Below are 14,976 nucleotides of genomic sequence, written 5' to 3'. Positions count from 1 at the left end.
ACTCATGACAAATAATCAGATTTGTCTCCCGCGGCGGGTGCCGGATATCCGTATCACTACGGTTTCCGGACCGTTGCCTGCGGAACTATTTTCAGGAGAGAATCATATGAACGCATTAACCAGAGACCTTGTAAAATTGGTAAATATAACAGAAGAGAATCAGGCAGCAAAAGAACAGACATCCGGCGCGCAGTTCCGTGAGAAGCTGCACCTGATGCCTCCGGTTGGCTGGCTCAACGATCCGAACGGACTTTGTCAGATGGATGGTGTGTTCCACGCATTTTTCCAGTACTCCCCATTTAATGCCGAAGGCGGTGTGAAAATGTGGGGTCATTACACCAGCACTAATCTGATCGACTGGGAATACAAAGGTGTATCCCTCTACCCGGATCAGCCATTTGACTGCCACGGTGTATATTCCGGATCTGCCTTCCTTGAAGACGGTACGATGTATCTTTACTACACCGGAAATGTCAAGCTGGAAGATGGAGATTTTGATTATATCAACACCGGCCGCGAGGCAAATACCGTACTTGTCACAACCAAAGATGGAATCCATTTTGGCAGCAAAAAAGAACTGCTCCGCAACAGCGATTATCCTTCTGATCTGACCTGCCATGTGCGCGATCCGAAGGTCTGGAAAAAGGGCGATACCTACTACATGATCCAGGGCGCACGTACTAAAAATGATGTCGGTCAGGCATTGATTTTTGAGTCTTCTGACAAGGTAAACTGGAAGTTCCGCAGCCGTGTAGAATCTGAAAAGCCTTTCGGTTACATGTGGGAATGCCCGGATTACTTTGAAACAGATGGCACAAAAATTCTTTCCGCATCTGTCCAGGGTCTGGAAGGCGGAGAGTGGGATGACCGAAATGTATACCAGTCCGGTTACTTCCTTGTGGACGGCGACATTTTAGGTTCCTACAAGTTATCCCCATATCATCTGTGGGATTATGGTTTTGACTATTACGCTCCGCAGAGCTTCGAAGCAGAAGATGGAAGACGCATCCATATCAGCTGGATGGGAATGCCGGATTGCGAAGAATATACCAATCCGACCATCAAAGACGGATGGCAGCACTGCTTTACATTTCCAAGAGAAGTCTTTGTAAAAGATGGCAAGGTCTGCCAGAAACCGGTCCGCGAGCTTGATGCAAAAAAACAGCAGCTTCAGGATGTTCAGAACGAACTTACCCAGAGCGGCTGCCCGGTATATGAAGTAAATGTAGATGGAATCAAGGAGAATCATTTCCAGGCTGTCCTTTCAGATGAACTGATTCTTGACTATGAGAATGGACGGTTCCAGATGCATTTCACAAACAAAAGTAAAACTTCCGTATCCGCAGGCAGAAGCCTTCGATACGCCGAAGTCGGCACTCTGGAAAATGTAAAAATCCTTGCAGATACTTCTTCCGTTGAAGTATTTGTAAATGACGGAGAATTCGTATTCTCTACAAGATATTATCCAAATGATTATAAGATTGTGGTGCATTCCCCAAATGCCCACATTACATTCGATAAAATTCAGTAAATCGTATATGGGAAATCCCCCCAAGCTTCCCATATACGAAAACGCCAGACAGGGTACAGCAATCCCTTTTCCTCCTTTGCATGCTGTATCCTGCCTGGCATTTTTTAATTCTGATTGTTACACAATTTTTAATTCTGACTGTTACACAATTGCTTCTATAATTGTCTTTCCGTCAATTGTAATTTCTTTGACACCAGTTTCTTTTTTCCTGTTAAAATTAAAGCTGATCATATATCCTTTCTTCACATGATAATCATCAAGATATTCTATCAACTGATTTTCCCCACGATTATTATATTCCTTTCCATGCCAGATCTTCATTTCGATAATATACTGTTCACCCAAATAGTCTACAATAATATCGGTCCGTTTCTGCTCTCTGGTTTGAGTCTCTATATAATAATTGCCTGTTCCATTGATGATCGGTCTTAAATACAAAAGAAAATATTTTCTACCTTCATCTTCAAGAAATGTCTCATCACTGTCACCATATAAATCCTGAAAATGCTGTACAAATTTTTCAAGAACCAATCGCATATTCAAATACCCATTTGTGATAAACTGATTCTTGTCAATCAACGATGCCGCATAGATTTCCTTCTTCTGCATCTCCGCAGATGACAAATACAGATTATATAACCATGTTTCAAAAATACGGTTGGAAACTGCAAGCACTCCATTTTCATTTTTCACAAAGCCGAACATGGTCGCAATATTGATTGATGTCTCATAATAATTATACACAATCGCTTTTCCCGTAAATAAAAGTGAATAGAGCATACTGTTCAGTTCCTGATAGCTTTCCAATTTTTCACGCAACGACTCAAACAGCATATTTTTTTCTGAAAGCAAAATCCTTACCGCTTCCAGAAATCCCTTCTTCGTCCACGCACTTTTCTTATCGCCATACTCCTTCTTCACACTGATTTCCTCATCCAGAAGCTGACATATTCTCGACACCAGGAATGGATATCCGGATGTATACTCTCTGATCAGTCCGGCGAGTAATTCCACATCCATTCCTGTATGATAATCTTTTTCATACTCATCGAGCATTCCTGCAATTTCTTCTCTTAAAAAGCTCATATCTACTTTAAAATCCGCTGCAATATTCCACGGACTGTTATATTTATGAACTTCATCCGGACGGATTTTCCGCCTTAAATTCTTTACGTCATATACACCCGCCAAAATAACAGATCGGAATGTCGGCTGTATATCCCTTTCGATATACTGAGCACGAAGCTGCGCAAGAAAATCCAGAAACACCTGGTTATTCGATGCACTGTCAACCTCATCAATCATCAGTACAATCTTTTTTTCTGCTGCCGCACAGAGATCACTCAACTGTTCAAACAGCTCTTTTAACGAAAAATATTTATCTGTATAATCCGTACTATGCAAAATATTTTTTATCGTATCTTCCAGTTCTGGTGAAAGAGTATTTCTTTTTAACGACCGCAAAAATGAATTGATAAATGCTGCCGAAAAAACATTTCCATTTTCAAATTTATCATTATCAAAAGTCTGAAAATCCAGAAGAACAACATAATATTCTTTTTGCAGATAGCGATACAATGCACGAAGTGTTGTTGTCTTTCCATATTGTCGCGCACGGTTGATCGTAAAATATTTGCCGGCATCTACGAGGCTTTTGATCTCCTCCAGCCGTCTGGATATATCGACCATATAATGTTCTTCCGGTATGCATACTGCTGTTGTATTGAATACTTTTGGCATCGTCTTCTCAACTCCTTTTCGCACCACTGTTTCTTAGATTTTATCATTGCGGTGGGGGAATGGCAAGGGATTCTATCTTTCAGTTTTCTTCTCCACCTTTTCTTTTTTTATTTCAAATGTTATACTTCATATACAGCAAAAAACAGATAAAGGTAACGAATCACTATGTTAATCAGAAAAACACTTCCAGAAGATATAGACACGATTTTAAATATTTTTAACACCGCACGCCAGTTCATGCACGCAACCGGAAACCCGACACAGTGGAATGCAAATTATCCGGCTCTCGAAGATCTCGAACTGGATATCCAGAATGGTAACAGTTATATCTGCGTAGAAAATGATAAGGTCGTTGCCACCTTCACACTTATCATCGGAGACGAGCCGAACTATCAACTCATTGAAAATGGAAGCTGGCGTTCCGAGGCTCCATACGGAACCGTTCACCGCCTTGCATCTGACGGAACAACCAAAGGGATTGCACGGGCTTGCTTTGATTTTTGCAAGACACAGATCTCACATCTGCGTGTAGATACCCACAAGGATAATAAACCAATGCAGGCTTGCTTTAAGCAGAATGGATTTGAAGAATGTGGGATTATTTACGTCAGTGACGGGACTCCGCGGATCGCTTATGAATTTATTGGGATTTCTGAATAGAGGGGTATTTTTATGACAATCAATAGTATTTTGAAGAAATCCGCAATTATAAAAAAGAAAATTCCCGTGTCCGGCGCAGGAGAAAGTAACTTGCACTTTATCCTGCGAGCAGACACGGGATTCTTATTTTACTCTATTCCATATTCTTTCAGGAGTTTTTCCTGATACTCAGGATCTTTTGTTGAGCGTTCTAAATCACTGTATCTTTTATCTGCTAACAGATACCCGTTCAGTCGATTGATATTTTGTATCCCTTCATCACGCCCTTCTCTTCTTAATGTCTTCTCATGCAATTTTTTATTATATGTTGTCAAAATCATTTCCAACACCTCCGCTCGATGTTTCTTGAGAAAATCTGCCAACACGTCCTGATTGATACAGGCATCATATGATTTGATTTTCTACATTCGCCTTATTTCAAATAATACTGGTTTCTTCTGGCAGAAGCAATTAAAAAAGAATAAAATTTGTGTTATCATATTCATAAAGCTTTTAATCACTAACCATACATTTTCAGGAGGCTTAACTTCATGTACTATCCACTCGCACAACAAGAATTTGAATCTTACCTTAACGGATACGACCGCGAAAATGACCGCATCAAATTAAAGATCATCCACACCTACGGCGTTGTAAAGCAGGCAGAAGAGCTTGCCGGAAGGATGCATCTTTCAGCCGAAGACACCGACCTTACAAGACTCATTGCACTACTTCACGACATCGGACGTTTTGAACAGTTAAAGCGCTACGACAGCTTTGAGCCGGGCACAATGGATCACGCTGCTTACGGTGTAAAGGTGCTCTTTGATGAAGGCATGATCCGCCGCTTTCTTCCGGAGGATAAATGGGACTCCATCATTTACACTGCAATCGCCCACCACAGCGATTATGAACTCCCTGAGATCTCAGATCCGCAGACACTTTTACACGCAAAGCTGATCCGTGATGAGGACAAATTGGACAACTGCCGTGTAAAGCTCGTAGACTCCACAAGCACCTTTATTAACGTTTCTGAAGAAGAACTCGGTACACAGAATATAACCCAAAAGGTATACGAAACAGTGTTTGAAAATAAATGTATCCTTTCCGCAGACCGCGTCACACAGATGGATTACTGGGTATCTTATATCGTCTATTTCTTCGATATTAACTTCAAAGAAAGCTTTGATATTATAGCAGAGAATGACTATTTAAACCGAATTATCGACCGGATTTCATACAGCAATCCGGTTACAAAAGAGCAGATGGAGGAAATCCGTGTCTATATGCAGAATTTTATTAATTTACACCATACAAACAGCCAATCCTTTTAACCCATTTAGCTCGCAAAATTACCAGGCTGTAAAAAATGTTTTTAAACTTTTACAATTTTAGTCAGGCGAATATTTGCCCGCTATTTGTTTAACTTAATCAAAACACAAATCACATAAAAAATTAGGAAACTGACATACGCGCTTTCATAGGAGCAAATTCTAAGATCTATTTGCACCTTGAAAGCGCGTATATATTTTTCCTGATTTTTTTCATCCTCCTATTGTATTATTTGTATTATATGATATAATACAAATAAATCTCACAGAAAGGAGATGCTGATATATGATTATCAAGATCAACATGCAGTCCGAAGTCCCAATCTACCTTCAGCTGCGCAACGAGATTGTCAAAGGAATCGGACGTGGTGAATTCGAGCCGGGGGAATCACTTCCGACTGTCCGCCAGATGGCAACCGATCTCGGAATCAATACCATGACCGCCAGCAAAGCTTACCAGCTTTTGAAGGCAGAAGGCTTTCTCGAGACAGACCGACGCAAGGGAACAACCATCTGTTATCCCACTTGCTCTGCTCCACAAGATAACCGCTTTGACGAAAAGCTGGCAGACGAACTGGAACTTTTAAGCGCAGAAGCAAAGTTCCACGGCATGAATCTGACAGACTTCCTGGAACTCTGCCAGAGAGCATTTAACGAAATGGAGGTAACAGCGAAATGATGATGCTGATTATATTTTTAATTACAGACATTTCCATGGTCGGCATCTTTGCCGGAGTCTATGGAAATATTGCAAAATACCGGGAAGGAATGCTGATGGGAGTCCATATTCCCAAATCCGAGCTTGAACATCCCGACATAAAAGAGCTTCTCCAGCTTTATAAAAAGCGTAACCGCCAGTTTTATTTGTGGAACATGCTGGCAGGAATTGCGGTATGCCTGCTTTGCTTTACTTACTTTTCTATTTTTATTACCGTATGGACACTGTGGTTAGTAGAATTCTGCCTTCTTACCATCCTCCGTGTCTATCATTATCACCAGAAAGTATACGACATTAAGCAGAAAAATGGATGGATCAGCTCAGCAAATGCAGATGTGTCCGCTGCAGTGGATACCCGCACTTCCTCACAAATTGCGAAAAAGATACTGCCGGCAAAGCTTCATCTGATCCCGGCTGCAGTGATCCTGATCCCGCTGTTTTTCCCTCAAATCCGTACTTATCTTCTGAACGAAAGTGATGGCAGAATCATGTTCCTCTGCACAATTCTTGTTTCGACAGCTTACATGGGTGTCGGCTATTTCTTCGCCCATATGCCAAACAAAATTTACAGTGAAAATTCACAGATCAACCTGCAGATCAACGCACTGGAAAAGCGTTTATACACCGTATTCCTTTTCCTCTCCAACATTTGCAATACCGGCGCCTATCTCGGGATCATCCGGGATATTGCATCCAGCAACTGGATTGGCGGAGTTGGAATGGGAATCTACATTTTCCTCGAACTGATACCAACTGCCATCATATTGATCGTGTTTTTCTGGCTACGTAAAGAAAAAGAGCGGATCCTCGCCCAGGACAGCACACCATTTTATATTGATGACGACTATTACTGGCGAAAAGGCTGGTACAACAATCCAAATGACAAACGGTATTTTGTACAGGACCGTGTGAACAGCATGAATTATTCTCTGAACTACGGACACCCTTCTGCGAAATATGTCACCGGAGGAATGCTCGTCGGCACTGGGCTTCTTCTCCTCTGGATGTGTATCCTCTGTATCCGGATTGATTTTACACCGATCCGCCTGACGGAAAATGCTGCCCAGTATTCTATTACATCCGGCTATAAAACAGCAACCTTTGCTCTTGCCGATGTGGAATCAGTAACTCTTCTGGATAATCTGCCGGATGAAAAATTCTACCGGTCTGATGGCTCCGAAGATAACAGCAAACTTCTCGGTAATTTCCGCGGCAGCAAAACAGGGCATTGCCAGATGTACATCTGGATCGAACACGCTCCGATCCTCCAGATCAAAACAAAAAATACCACCATTTTTCTGAACAGCAGCAACGAAGCACAGACTAAAGAATGGTACGATCAGTTAAAGGATGAAATTTCTTCGAAGGAATAAGCCTTTTTCATTACCATAATAATCCATAATACGAAATTCCTTGTAAAGTGTAACACGTCATGCTACAATCATGTTAAGATGTTGGGTCAAAAATATACGGATTTCACAAAGATAAAAAAGTTCAGAAAGGACTGTAGACAATGACACTTCAAGAATGTTATGTAAAAATTGGTGGCGATTATAATGATATTCTTCACCGGTTTATGAATGAAAATATGGTACGCAAATTTGTCCTCAAATTTCCGCAGGACAACAATATGGCTTTATTTGAAGAATCCTGGACTAAAAAGAACTACGAAACTGCATTTCGTGCAATGCACACCTTAAAAGGTGTTGCCATAAACCTTGGATTTACTACACTTTACAATGCCAGCAGCGCTCTGACCGAAAAGCTCCGCAGCCAGGAATATGACAACCTTGACGGTATGATCGCCGATGTCAAAAAACAATATGATATCGTGATCGAAGCAATTGCAGCCCTTGACTAAATCTTAAAACACTGACGATAAACAGGAAGAGACTGCTTCACCGCAGCCCCTTCCTGTTATGCTTTTCTATAGCTTTTTCTTCAACATTTCCGGATTTGATGCATAGGAGAGAGCCGTCTCCGCCGTGATCCTTCCCTCTTTATACAGATTCAGAAGACCAAAATCCATCGAATGCATTTCTTCTTTATTAGATGAATACACGATCCCATCAATCTGCGGAACCTTATTATCGCGGATCATATTGCGGATCGCCGGAGTGATCGTCATGACCTCAAATACCGGGACCTGTTTTCCATCCACTGTCGGCACAAGCTGCTGTGAAATTACAGCCTGCAATACCATGGACAGCTGAACTGCAATCTGCCTCTGCTGGTTTGCCGGAAATACATCAATGATACGGTCAACCGTATTTGCTGCTCCGATCGTATGCAGGGTAGAAAATACCAGATGCCCGGTTTCCGCTGCTGTCATTGCCACATCGATCGTCTCATAATCACGCATTTCACCAAGCAGGATCACATCCGGACTCTGCCGGAGCGAAGCACGTAGCGCATTAACGTAGCTTTCCGTATCCACGTTGATTTCCCTCTGGCTTACAATACTTTTATCATGCCGGTGCAGATACTCGATCGGATCTTCCAGCGTAATGATATGCTTTTCCATTGAATGATTGATCTTATCCACCAGACAGGCAAGCGTAGTGGATTTTCCACTTCCCGCCGGTCCCGTCACAAGCACCAGACCTTTTGACAGGTTATAAAAGCTCATCACCGGGTCCGGAATCCCGATCTCATTCGGCTCCGGCAGTTCAAATGTGATCACACGGATAACGGCAGAGAGCGCGCCCCTCTGTTTGTACGCACTGACACGGAATCTTGAAAGTCCCGGAATAGCAAAAGAAAAATCATCATCTCCTTTTTCTTCAAGAACCCGGATGTCCCGTCCTCCTGCCAGCTTATATAATTCCTCAACGCATTCTTTCGTCTGCGGTGGCATCAGCTTTTCTTCCTTCTCCCTGCAGATTCTTCCATTTGCCCGATAAGAAACCGGAAGACCTGCTACAACAAATATATCCGATGCATGATTTGAAACTGCCTGCTGAAGCAGTACAATGATATCCATAGCCCAAACTCCTTTCGCGTCAGTCGCTTCCAAGGACCGGAAGTGTTGACTTTTCTTCCCATTTCTCAGATGCTGACTCTTTCCATTTTACAACCTTCTGCGTTCCCTTTACCGGATCTGCCAGGATCTCGACTTCCAGATTCTGACTGTCCGTGACCGGAACCACAAAGAAAATATCCAGATTCTCTCCGTCTTCTTCAGCTGTCACGCCCTCAATCTGCCGAATCGCAAATACAGGATCTTCTTTTGCAAATGCATCATCAATCTGCGCCATGATCTGCGCCGCTTTTGCATTTGCCTCACAATACGCCGTTTCCCGGCTGGCAAGCTGCTGGCTATAACTCTGATCCCTTTTTGCACTTGACAGCGAGAGTGTGGCAAATGTCACCAGACACAGGATCACAAAGATCACAAGCAGGTACGACGTTCCGATCTGAATCCCCGGGTACGATCCCCGTTTCTTTTTCTTCATCCCGTCACTCCCTTTCCGTGCCTGTCATCCGGTCTGTTTCCACCGAATAGATTTCTTCCGGCTGTTCTCCGGACAGGCGTTGCACCGTAAATGTTCCATGCAAAAGCTTTCCATCCGGCTCCACCCGGATCACGATCTCATACGAAGCCTCATCCTTACTACATTCCTGCCAGTCTGCGTCATAGAAGACCTCTGTGTCCTCCGTCAGCTCATCCGCAAGAAAAAGCTCTGTATACCCGGAAACCTTCTCAAGCGCCGTATTCAGTTCCTGTGTCTCGCGGCTGATCGTGTGCGCCTTCACAAAAATCTGCACACACACCGCAGAAGCAAGGCAGAAAAATAAAATTGCAATCATCAGTTCCAGCAAAAACAGGCTGGAACGCTTTGCCGGTGTCCGTTCCATAACTCTTCTCCAATCTATCTTGCAGCACTCTTCACACTGACAAATGTATCTGTCTTTTTCCCATCTTCATTTTCACAATACAGATGAAAAATCCCATTTGAAGTTTCCTTCGCCTCGAAGTCCTTTGTTTCCAGGATCTTCCGTCCATCGGATGCCTTTGCTTCCGTTCCATCCTGGATAAAAAGCTCTCTTAAGTATCCATCATACGCATACAGATATGTCACATATTCCTTCTCACCATAACGCTGCCGGATCACGAGAGCATTTTCCCCATCAAAAGTTCCGTCTGCTATCGCACCATTTTCATCATTCTGGTGCATTTTCTCCGTCACATAGGCAAGTGCTGTCCGTCCCGAATAGGAATCCGACGAGGTCTTCACCTGCCGGCTGTAAAATCCCGATGCAAGAACCACAATGGCGACCGATGATGCCGCCAGCACGAAGAAGACTGCTAGAGGAAAAAGGAAATCAATCACATGCTTTTTTTCATTTCTACGCTTCATGTCCATTTCCTCCTATCGTTCGATCACCGTAATGTCCGGAAGAATATTGGCACCGGCAATCTGATAATCAATAAAAAACTGCTTCTTGTCATACTGGATCCCACAGTTTTCTGTCAGATCATCAAGCGTCTCCGGATAGTGTCCCTCCAGCGCATAGTACTGCGTCACACCACGCCAGAGTGCATTTTCCAGACTTTCCTTCTGCCTGCGTCTCGTTGTGTCCGAAAGCCTTTCAAAACCACTGAAAAAAGCACTGCAGATACATACAAACAGCAGAAGGGACAGACAGAAATTCCGAAGTGGTCGCTGCCGTTTTCCGTGATAAAACCGTTCCCGTTCTTTTCTCCACATAGCATACGCCTCCTAAAGTCCTGACATAATTCCAAGAAGCGGAAGCATAACCGACAGAAGGATCGTTCCGACGATCACCGACAGGATGATCACCAGCGTCGGTTCCAGAACTGCGATCATCGAAGAAAGCTTTTCATCCACTTCCTCCTCACACTCATCGGCAATCCTTCCCATCACCTCATCCATCATTCCGGCTTTCCCGGCAATGGATGTCATCCGCGCATAAACACCCGTGAAAATTCCGGCCTTCACCAGCGCCTCTGCGATATCCGTTCCATTTTCCATATCCGCTTTGCATCCTGCTACTTTCTTCCGGAAATCATCATCCTCGATCAGGTTCTCCGAAAATTCCATTCCCTGTTCCGGCGTCAGTCCGCTTTTCAGTGCCAGTGACATTCCACCTGCAAACCGGCATGCCGACAGCTTATCCTTCAGCTCCCTTGAAAATGCAAACCCGGATCCGATGTGATACATTTTCTTTCTGCCGCTCTCTGTCTTTGTAAAATAAATACCCGCACAGACGATCACCGCCAAAAGTACCGCAAACACCGCCGAATATCTGGAAAGAGCATTGCCTGCAAGCAGGATCCCTCTTGAAAATCCGGTCATTTCCTGGCCAAGCTGGCGGAACACCTGATCAAATACCGGCATAACCTTTGTCATCAAAATGATAATGATCACCAGCATCATTCCGATCATCAGAAGAGGGTAGGAGATGGCACTCCGGATACTTCTCCTGATTGCTTCCTCACGTTCATAATGCTCTGCCAGAGATTCCATTACTTCATCTAAAGCTCCTGTCTCTTCTCCGATCTGCGTCATACGGATCAGATACTCCGGAAATACTTTCGTCTCTTCCAGTGCCTGATCCAGCCTGCCCGTATCCATCACCGACTGATAAATCTCATCCAGCAGCTCTTTTTCTGCCTTCGTCTGCGCATCCTCCCGGAGAAGATCAACTCCCTCCAGGGAAGAAATCCCGGACTTCAGGATCATTGCCATTTCACTGCAGAACGAAGCAATTTCCAGATTCGTAAGCTTCCCCTGCTGTGTCCGCTTTTCCATATATGCCATCCTCCTTTTCACATTCCTGCCACATTCTTCTTATCCGGCTTCCTTTTATCTAATAGGTATACTTTGTGACATAATTCTTTCCATTTCCCACATACTTCTTCACATCCGAAGCACTGTTGTTTGCAGCAAGTGTCGGATCCATGATCGACCAGTTCTTTCCATCAAATTCAATGATGTTATCCACCCAGCCGATCTCATCAACATAACAGCTGATCCATGCATGATACACATCACCGGAATAGCCGACCTCCAGCTTCGTCGGAATCCGCTGCGACCGGAGCATTGCCGACATCAGCGCCGCATAATCAAAACAGATTCCTTTCCCGGTATCCAGTGTCTCATCCGGATCCGGTGTGTACCCATACGGAACATTCTCCGCTTTCTTTTTATCATAGGAAATATTTTTAATTACAAAATTATAAATCTGCGTTACCACATCCAGATCAGAATAGCAATCCTTTCCGGCAAGGCTCTCGCCCTTTTTTACACACTTGGAATCTGCCGTGAAATTCACATAATAATTCGGATGCAGAAACGGGGCAAATTCATCTGTGATCTGTACGTCCAGATCCTGGGTAAAGCTTACCGCATACAGATTGTCATCTACAGACACACTCTCCAGAAGTGTTACCTTATAAGAACCATTCCCGCCCGGAAGCGGATAAACCGCATAATCACCAACAACCGTAACCGGATAGGTATACTCTGTGCCATCCGGGGATGTCACCTGGATCTTGACTTTTTCATTACTTCCATTATAACAGATCATCACATAGCCATCTGCCGTATGGGATGCATCCAGTACAACCAGGTCATTTCCATATGTCACTTCACTGGAAGCCTCCGTCTGAAGCACCTGCGCCGACGGATCTCTCAGATCTCCCTTTTTCCCGGACTGGCTTTTTTTCCCACCCGATGCACATCCGCCAGGTATCAGTACACCTGTCAGAAATAGCAGAAAAAAGAAAAGAAAAATCCTCTGCCAGCGTCGTTTTTGTTCATATAAGCCTTTCTGCTGCACAGAATTCCTCCCTTCTTTTTCACACTAAAACAGTCCCAAAAACTCAACTAGAAAAATTATAGCATAACAAAAACATTAAAAGAAGTTATTTGGTCTAAAATGCTTTAATTTATTTGACAAAGAAATCAAAGACCATTACAATAGAAGTCAGTTATAAACCATCACAATAGTAAAATTGGGGGTTAATTTATGAGTGATCATTTACCTGTCTTAAAGGTTCGTTTATTCGGAGGATTCTCAGCAAGCTACGGAGAGATTCCCGTATCATTCGGACGCAACACAACGACAAAAGCAATGAAATTGTTGCAGATATTACTCTACCATGGCGATACCGGTATCTCCAGAGATAAGCTTCTTGATGAACTGTACGGAAGAGAAGAACTTGCCGATGCTGCCAACAACCTTCGGGTAACCGCACACCGTCTTAAAAAGATCATCGTAGACGCCGGACTTCCGAGCCATGATTATATCAACATCAAAAAAGGTATTTACCGATGGGATGCTCCGATGCCGACTGAAGTTGATGCACATCAGTTTAAGGTTCTGTCAAAAGACGTGCAGGCGTGTACCGATAAGGTAAAAAAGCTGGCACTTCTTAAGAAGATCTGTCTGATGTACCGTGGGGAATTTCTTCCGGAACTCTCGGGCGATGAATGGGTTCTTGTTGAAAGCGTACAATATAAGAATATTTATTCCGAATCCCTTCAGGAGCTCTGTAAGCTTCTGAATCGAACCGGAGATTATGAAGAGACGCTTCGTTTCTGTGAGCCGGCATGTCAGTTATATCCGTTCGATGAATGGCAATCCATCCGCATCGACTGCTATATGGCACTGAACCGCTATAAGGATGCTGTGCAGGAATATGAGAACACTGCCAAATTATTTTTCGAAGAGCTTGGAATCCGCCCTTCTGAACATATGATGCAGCAGTTCGAGCAGATGAGCAGCCGTCTTAACTACAAACCACAGGAACTCGGCGACATCAAAGAACGTCTGAAAGAGGACGATGTACGCGGCGGTGCTTTTTACTGCAGCCTGCCAAGTTTCCGTGACAGTTACCGCCTTGTTTCCCGAATCATTGAGAGGAACGGACAGTCTGTATACTTAATGTTATGTAGCATCACCAACGGAAAAGGAATGCCGATGGACAAGCCGGACAAGCTTGAAGTTCTTTCAGGCGAGCTTCAGAATACGATCCAGCAGTGTCTGCGTAAAGGAGACTCCTTTACCAAATACAGCCCATCACAGTTTCTGATACTTCTCGTTGGTACGAATAAAGAGAACTGCAGCATGATTTTCGACAGAATCCAGAGATACTTCTCCAGAGAGCATAAAAGCTGGAAGCAGTACCTGGACTACTTCGTGTCCTCTGTAGCCGAAGTAGACCGGCAAGATTCACCGATTCAGTTCAATACTGAGAATAAAACCTGGTAAGCTGCAATCATGTTATCTTCGCAGCAGGGCAGAAATGGGGATAATTTATGGAACAGAGCTATCAAATCAGTTGGTATGCACCAAACTTTATTAACATGTGTATTGATAATATTAATGATGGAGAGCTGTCCGGTCGCATTTATCACTGCTACAGCAAAGAACCCTGGAAATTCACCAATATCCTTCAGCTGATCGAATTAGCTGATGATTTCTTCGACAAACTCGAATTTCCACAGGCCTCCACCAGCGCACGTTCTTTCACTTCAACCCAGTTTTCATGTGTTGACCAGCTTGATAAAGTACGGTCACCGGAAGATTTCATCGAGAATCGTGGACAAAAAGGGACTTTCTTTCTCAATGTCAGATACCGCCAGAATTCATCCTGGCAGGGCATCGTCCGCTGGATTGAAGGTAACTCTACACAGCAGTTTGTAAGCGTACTTGAACTGCTTAAAATTCTCAGCAATGCATTAACTTAAATGAATGGCATTATGAGAGATATCATTACATGAATGAATAAGAATTATACAGGCATTGTCTGATCACGGAATATGATCGGACGGTGCCTTTTAATTATCTTAAAATTTTATTCTTTTTTAATTGCTTTTCGCAAAAGACTCCAGTACCATCTGAATAGGCGTATGTAGAAAATCGAATCATATATCATATATGAATTCTTTGATTGTAGAAAAAATTATATATCTACATGAAACATGAGATATGGCGAATTTACTTATGAACTGTTTTCTATTATAATGGAGGTAAGCAATGGAAAA

The 14,976-nt window shown here is 43.3% G+C and carries 17 protein-coding genes; 8 read left to right on the top strand and 9 right to left on the bottom strand.

The window, feature by feature from the left end:
- The first annotated feature begins 106 nt into the window (after nucleotides 1-106).
- Nucleotides 107-1,531 carry a glycoside hydrolase family 32 protein gene (locus G4407_RS13375; protein WP_173689262.1) on the top strand — a complete coding sequence of 475 codons (1,425 nt, stop codon included), beginning with the start codon at nucleotides 107-109 and terminating at the stop codon, nucleotides 1,529-1,531.
- 141 nt (nucleotides 1,532-1,672) lie between these two features.
- Here the strand turns inward: G4407_RS13375 and G4407_RS13370 are convergent, their stop codons facing one another.
- Nucleotides 1,673-3,271 carry an AAA-like domain-containing protein gene (locus tag G4407_RS13370; RefSeq protein ID WP_173689261.1) on the bottom strand — a complete coding sequence of 533 codons (1,599 nt, stop codon included), beginning with the start codon at nucleotides 3,269-3,271 and terminating at the stop codon, nucleotides 1,673-1,675.
- A 165-nt stretch (nucleotides 3,272-3,436) separates the two neighbouring features.
- Between G4407_RS13370 and G4407_RS13365 the strand changes: the two genes are divergently transcribed.
- Nucleotides 3,437-3,931: a GNAT family N-acetyltransferase gene (locus tag G4407_RS13365; RefSeq protein ID WP_173689260.1), complete on the top strand. Its 495-nt coding sequence runs from the start codon at nucleotides 3,437-3,439 to the stop codon at nucleotides 3,929-3,931.
- Between the two features lie 128 nt (nucleotides 3,932-4,059).
- Here the strand turns inward: G4407_RS13365 and G4407_RS13360 are convergent, their stop codons facing one another.
- On the bottom strand, nucleotides 4,060-4,251 hold the full coding sequence (locus tag G4407_RS13360) for a hypothetical protein (protein WP_173689259.1): 192 nt from the start codon (nucleotides 4,249-4,251) through the stop codon (nucleotides 4,060-4,062).
- A 210-nt stretch (nucleotides 4,252-4,461) separates the two neighbouring features.
- Here G4407_RS13360 and G4407_RS13355 point away from each other — a divergent pair, with 210 nt between their 5' ends.
- From G4407_RS13355 to G4407_RS13340, 4 genes are all read left to right on the top strand, one after another.
- Nucleotides 4,462-5,244, top strand: a complete 783-nt coding sequence (locus tag G4407_RS13355) for an HD domain-containing protein (RefSeq protein WP_173689258.1) — start codon at nucleotides 4,462-4,464, stop codon at nucleotides 5,242-5,244.
- 283 nt (nucleotides 5,245-5,527) lie between these two features.
- Nucleotides 5,528-5,920: a GntR family transcriptional regulator gene (locus G4407_RS13350; RefSeq protein WP_055248714.1), complete on the top strand. Its 393-nt coding sequence runs from the start codon at nucleotides 5,528-5,530 to the stop codon at nucleotides 5,918-5,920.
- Entirely contained in the window at nucleotides 5,917-7,332 is a 1,416-nt protein-coding gene (locus tag G4407_RS13345; protein WP_055248716.1) for a hypothetical protein, read from the top strand. The genes G4407_RS13350 and G4407_RS13345 overlap by 4 nt, the downstream gene beginning before the upstream one ends.
- 140 nt (nucleotides 7,333-7,472) lie before the next feature.
- Nucleotides 7,473-7,820, top strand: a complete 348-nt coding sequence (locus tag G4407_RS13340) for an Hpt domain-containing protein (protein ID WP_055248717.1) — start codon at nucleotides 7,473-7,475, stop codon at nucleotides 7,818-7,820.
- Between the two features lie 66 nt (nucleotides 7,821-7,886).
- Here G4407_RS13340 and G4407_RS13335 read toward each other — a convergent pair whose 3' ends face one another.
- The 7 genes from G4407_RS13335 to G4407_RS13305 are packed head-to-tail and all read right to left on the bottom strand — an operon-like array spanning nucleotide 7,887 to nucleotide 12,766.
- Nucleotides 7,887-8,942, bottom strand: coding sequence for a type IV pilus twitching motility protein PilT (locus G4407_RS13335; protein ID WP_055248719.1), 1,056 nt, complete (start codon nucleotides 8,940-8,942; stop codon nucleotides 7,887-7,889).
- Between the two features lie 19 nt (nucleotides 8,943-8,961).
- Nucleotides 8,962-9,414: a hypothetical protein gene (locus G4407_RS13330; protein WP_055248721.1), complete on the bottom strand. Its 453-nt coding sequence runs from the start codon at nucleotides 9,412-9,414 to the stop codon at nucleotides 8,962-8,964.
- Nucleotides 9,415-9,418: 4 nt separating this feature from the next.
- Entirely contained in the window at nucleotides 9,419-9,817 is a 399-nt protein-coding gene (locus G4407_RS13325) for a hypothetical protein (protein WP_055248723.1), read from the bottom strand.
- A gap of 14 nt (nucleotides 9,818-9,831) precedes the next feature.
- Complete coding sequence (locus tag G4407_RS13320; RefSeq protein WP_055248725.1) at nucleotides 9,832-10,320, bottom strand: DUF4860 domain-containing protein; 489 nt, start codon at nucleotides 10,318-10,320, stop codon at nucleotides 9,832-9,834.
- A gap of 12 nt (nucleotides 10,321-10,332) precedes the next feature.
- A complete protein-coding gene (locus G4407_RS13315; RefSeq protein WP_055248727.1) occupies nucleotides 10,333-10,671 on the bottom strand; it encodes a hypothetical protein in 339 nt (112 codons plus the stop codon).
- A gap of 12 nt (nucleotides 10,672-10,683) precedes the next feature.
- Nucleotides 10,684-11,736 carry a type II secretion system F family protein gene (locus tag G4407_RS13310; protein ID WP_055248730.1) on the bottom strand — a complete coding sequence of 351 codons (1,053 nt, stop codon included), beginning with the start codon at nucleotides 11,734-11,736 and terminating at the stop codon, nucleotides 10,684-10,686.
- Between the two features lie 58 nt (nucleotides 11,737-11,794).
- A complete protein-coding gene (locus tag G4407_RS13305) occupies nucleotides 11,795-12,766 on the bottom strand; it encodes a transglutaminase-like domain-containing protein (protein WP_242860819.1) in 972 nt (323 codons plus the stop codon).
- Between the two features lie 189 nt (nucleotides 12,767-12,955).
- Between G4407_RS13305 and G4407_RS13300 the strand changes: the two genes are divergently transcribed.
- Together G4407_RS13300 and G4407_RS13295 are read left to right on the top strand one after the other, a co-directional pair.
- A complete protein-coding gene (locus G4407_RS13300) occupies nucleotides 12,956-14,200 on the top strand; it encodes a BTAD domain-containing putative transcriptional regulator (RefSeq protein ID WP_055248732.1) in 1,245 nt (414 codons plus the stop codon).
- 47 nt (nucleotides 14,201-14,247) lie between these two features.
- On the top strand, nucleotides 14,248-14,679 hold the full coding sequence (locus G4407_RS13295; protein WP_055248734.1) for a hypothetical protein: 432 nt from the start codon (nucleotides 14,248-14,250) through the stop codon (nucleotides 14,677-14,679).
- Nucleotides 14,680-14,976: the final 297 nt, after the last annotated feature.

Source organism: Allocoprococcus comes, from assembly GCF_013300725.1.
GTDB classification, from domain to species: Bacteria; Bacillota; Clostridia; order Lachnospirales; family Lachnospiraceae; genus Allocoprococcus; species Allocoprococcus comes_A.
This window is presented reverse-complemented; position numbering and strand designations above follow the sequence as displayed.

Bases quoted from the DNA above. Each gene is read 5' to 3' on its own strand.
- G4407_RS13360 (WP_173689259.1), bottom strand. From the start codon at position 4,251: ATGATTTTGACAACATATAATAAAAAATTGCATGAGAAGACATTAAGA.
- G4407_RS13320 (WP_055248725.1), bottom strand. From the start codon at position 10,320: ATGAAGCGTAGAAATGAAAAAAAGCATGTGATTGATTTCCTTTTTCCT.
- G4407_RS13365 (WP_173689260.1), top strand. From the start codon at position 3,437: ATGTTAATCAGAAAAACACTTCCAGAAGATATAGACACGATTTTAAAT.
- G4407_RS13300 (WP_055248732.1), top strand. From the start codon at position 12,956: ATGAGTGATCATTTACCTGTCTTAAAGGTTCGTTTATTCGGAGGATTC.
- G4407_RS13325 (WP_055248723.1), bottom strand. From the start codon at position 9,817: ATGGAACGGACACCGGCAAAGCGTTCCAGCCTGTTTTTGCTGGAACTG.
- G4407_RS13355 (WP_173689258.1), top strand. From the start codon at position 4,462: ATGTACTATCCACTCGCACAACAAGAATTTGAATCTTACCTTAACGGA.
- G4407_RS13370 (WP_173689261.1), bottom strand. From the start codon at position 3,271: ATGCCAAAAGTATTCAATACAACAGCAGTATGCATACCGGAAGAACAT.
- G4407_RS13330 (WP_055248721.1), bottom strand. From the start codon at position 9,414: ATGAAGAAAAAGAAACGGGGATCGTACCCGGGGATTCAGATCGGAACG.
- G4407_RS13315 (WP_055248727.1), bottom strand. From the start codon at position 10,671: ATGTGGAGAAAAGAACGGGAACGGTTTTATCACGGAAAACGGCAGCGA.
- G4407_RS13310 (WP_055248730.1), bottom strand. From the start codon at position 11,736: ATGGAAAAGCGGACACAGCAGGGGAAGCTTACGAATCTGGAAATTGCT.
- G4407_RS13335 (WP_055248719.1), bottom strand. From the start codon at position 8,942: ATGGATATCATTGTACTGCTTCAGCAGGCAGTTTCAAATCATGCATCG.
- G4407_RS13350 (WP_055248714.1), top strand. From the start codon at position 5,528: ATGATTATCAAGATCAACATGCAGTCCGAAGTCCCAATCTACCTTCAG.
- G4407_RS13295 (WP_055248734.1), top strand. From the start codon at position 14,248: ATGGAACAGAGCTATCAAATCAGTTGGTATGCACCAAACTTTATTAAC.
- G4407_RS13375 (WP_173689262.1), top strand. From the start codon at position 107: ATGAACGCATTAACCAGAGACCTTGTAAAATTGGTAAATATAACAGAA.
- G4407_RS13345 (WP_055248716.1), top strand. From the start codon at position 5,917: ATGATGATGCTGATTATATTTTTAATTACAGACATTTCCATGGTCGGC.
- G4407_RS13340 (WP_055248717.1), top strand. From the start codon at position 7,473: ATGACACTTCAAGAATGTTATGTAAAAATTGGTGGCGATTATAATGAT.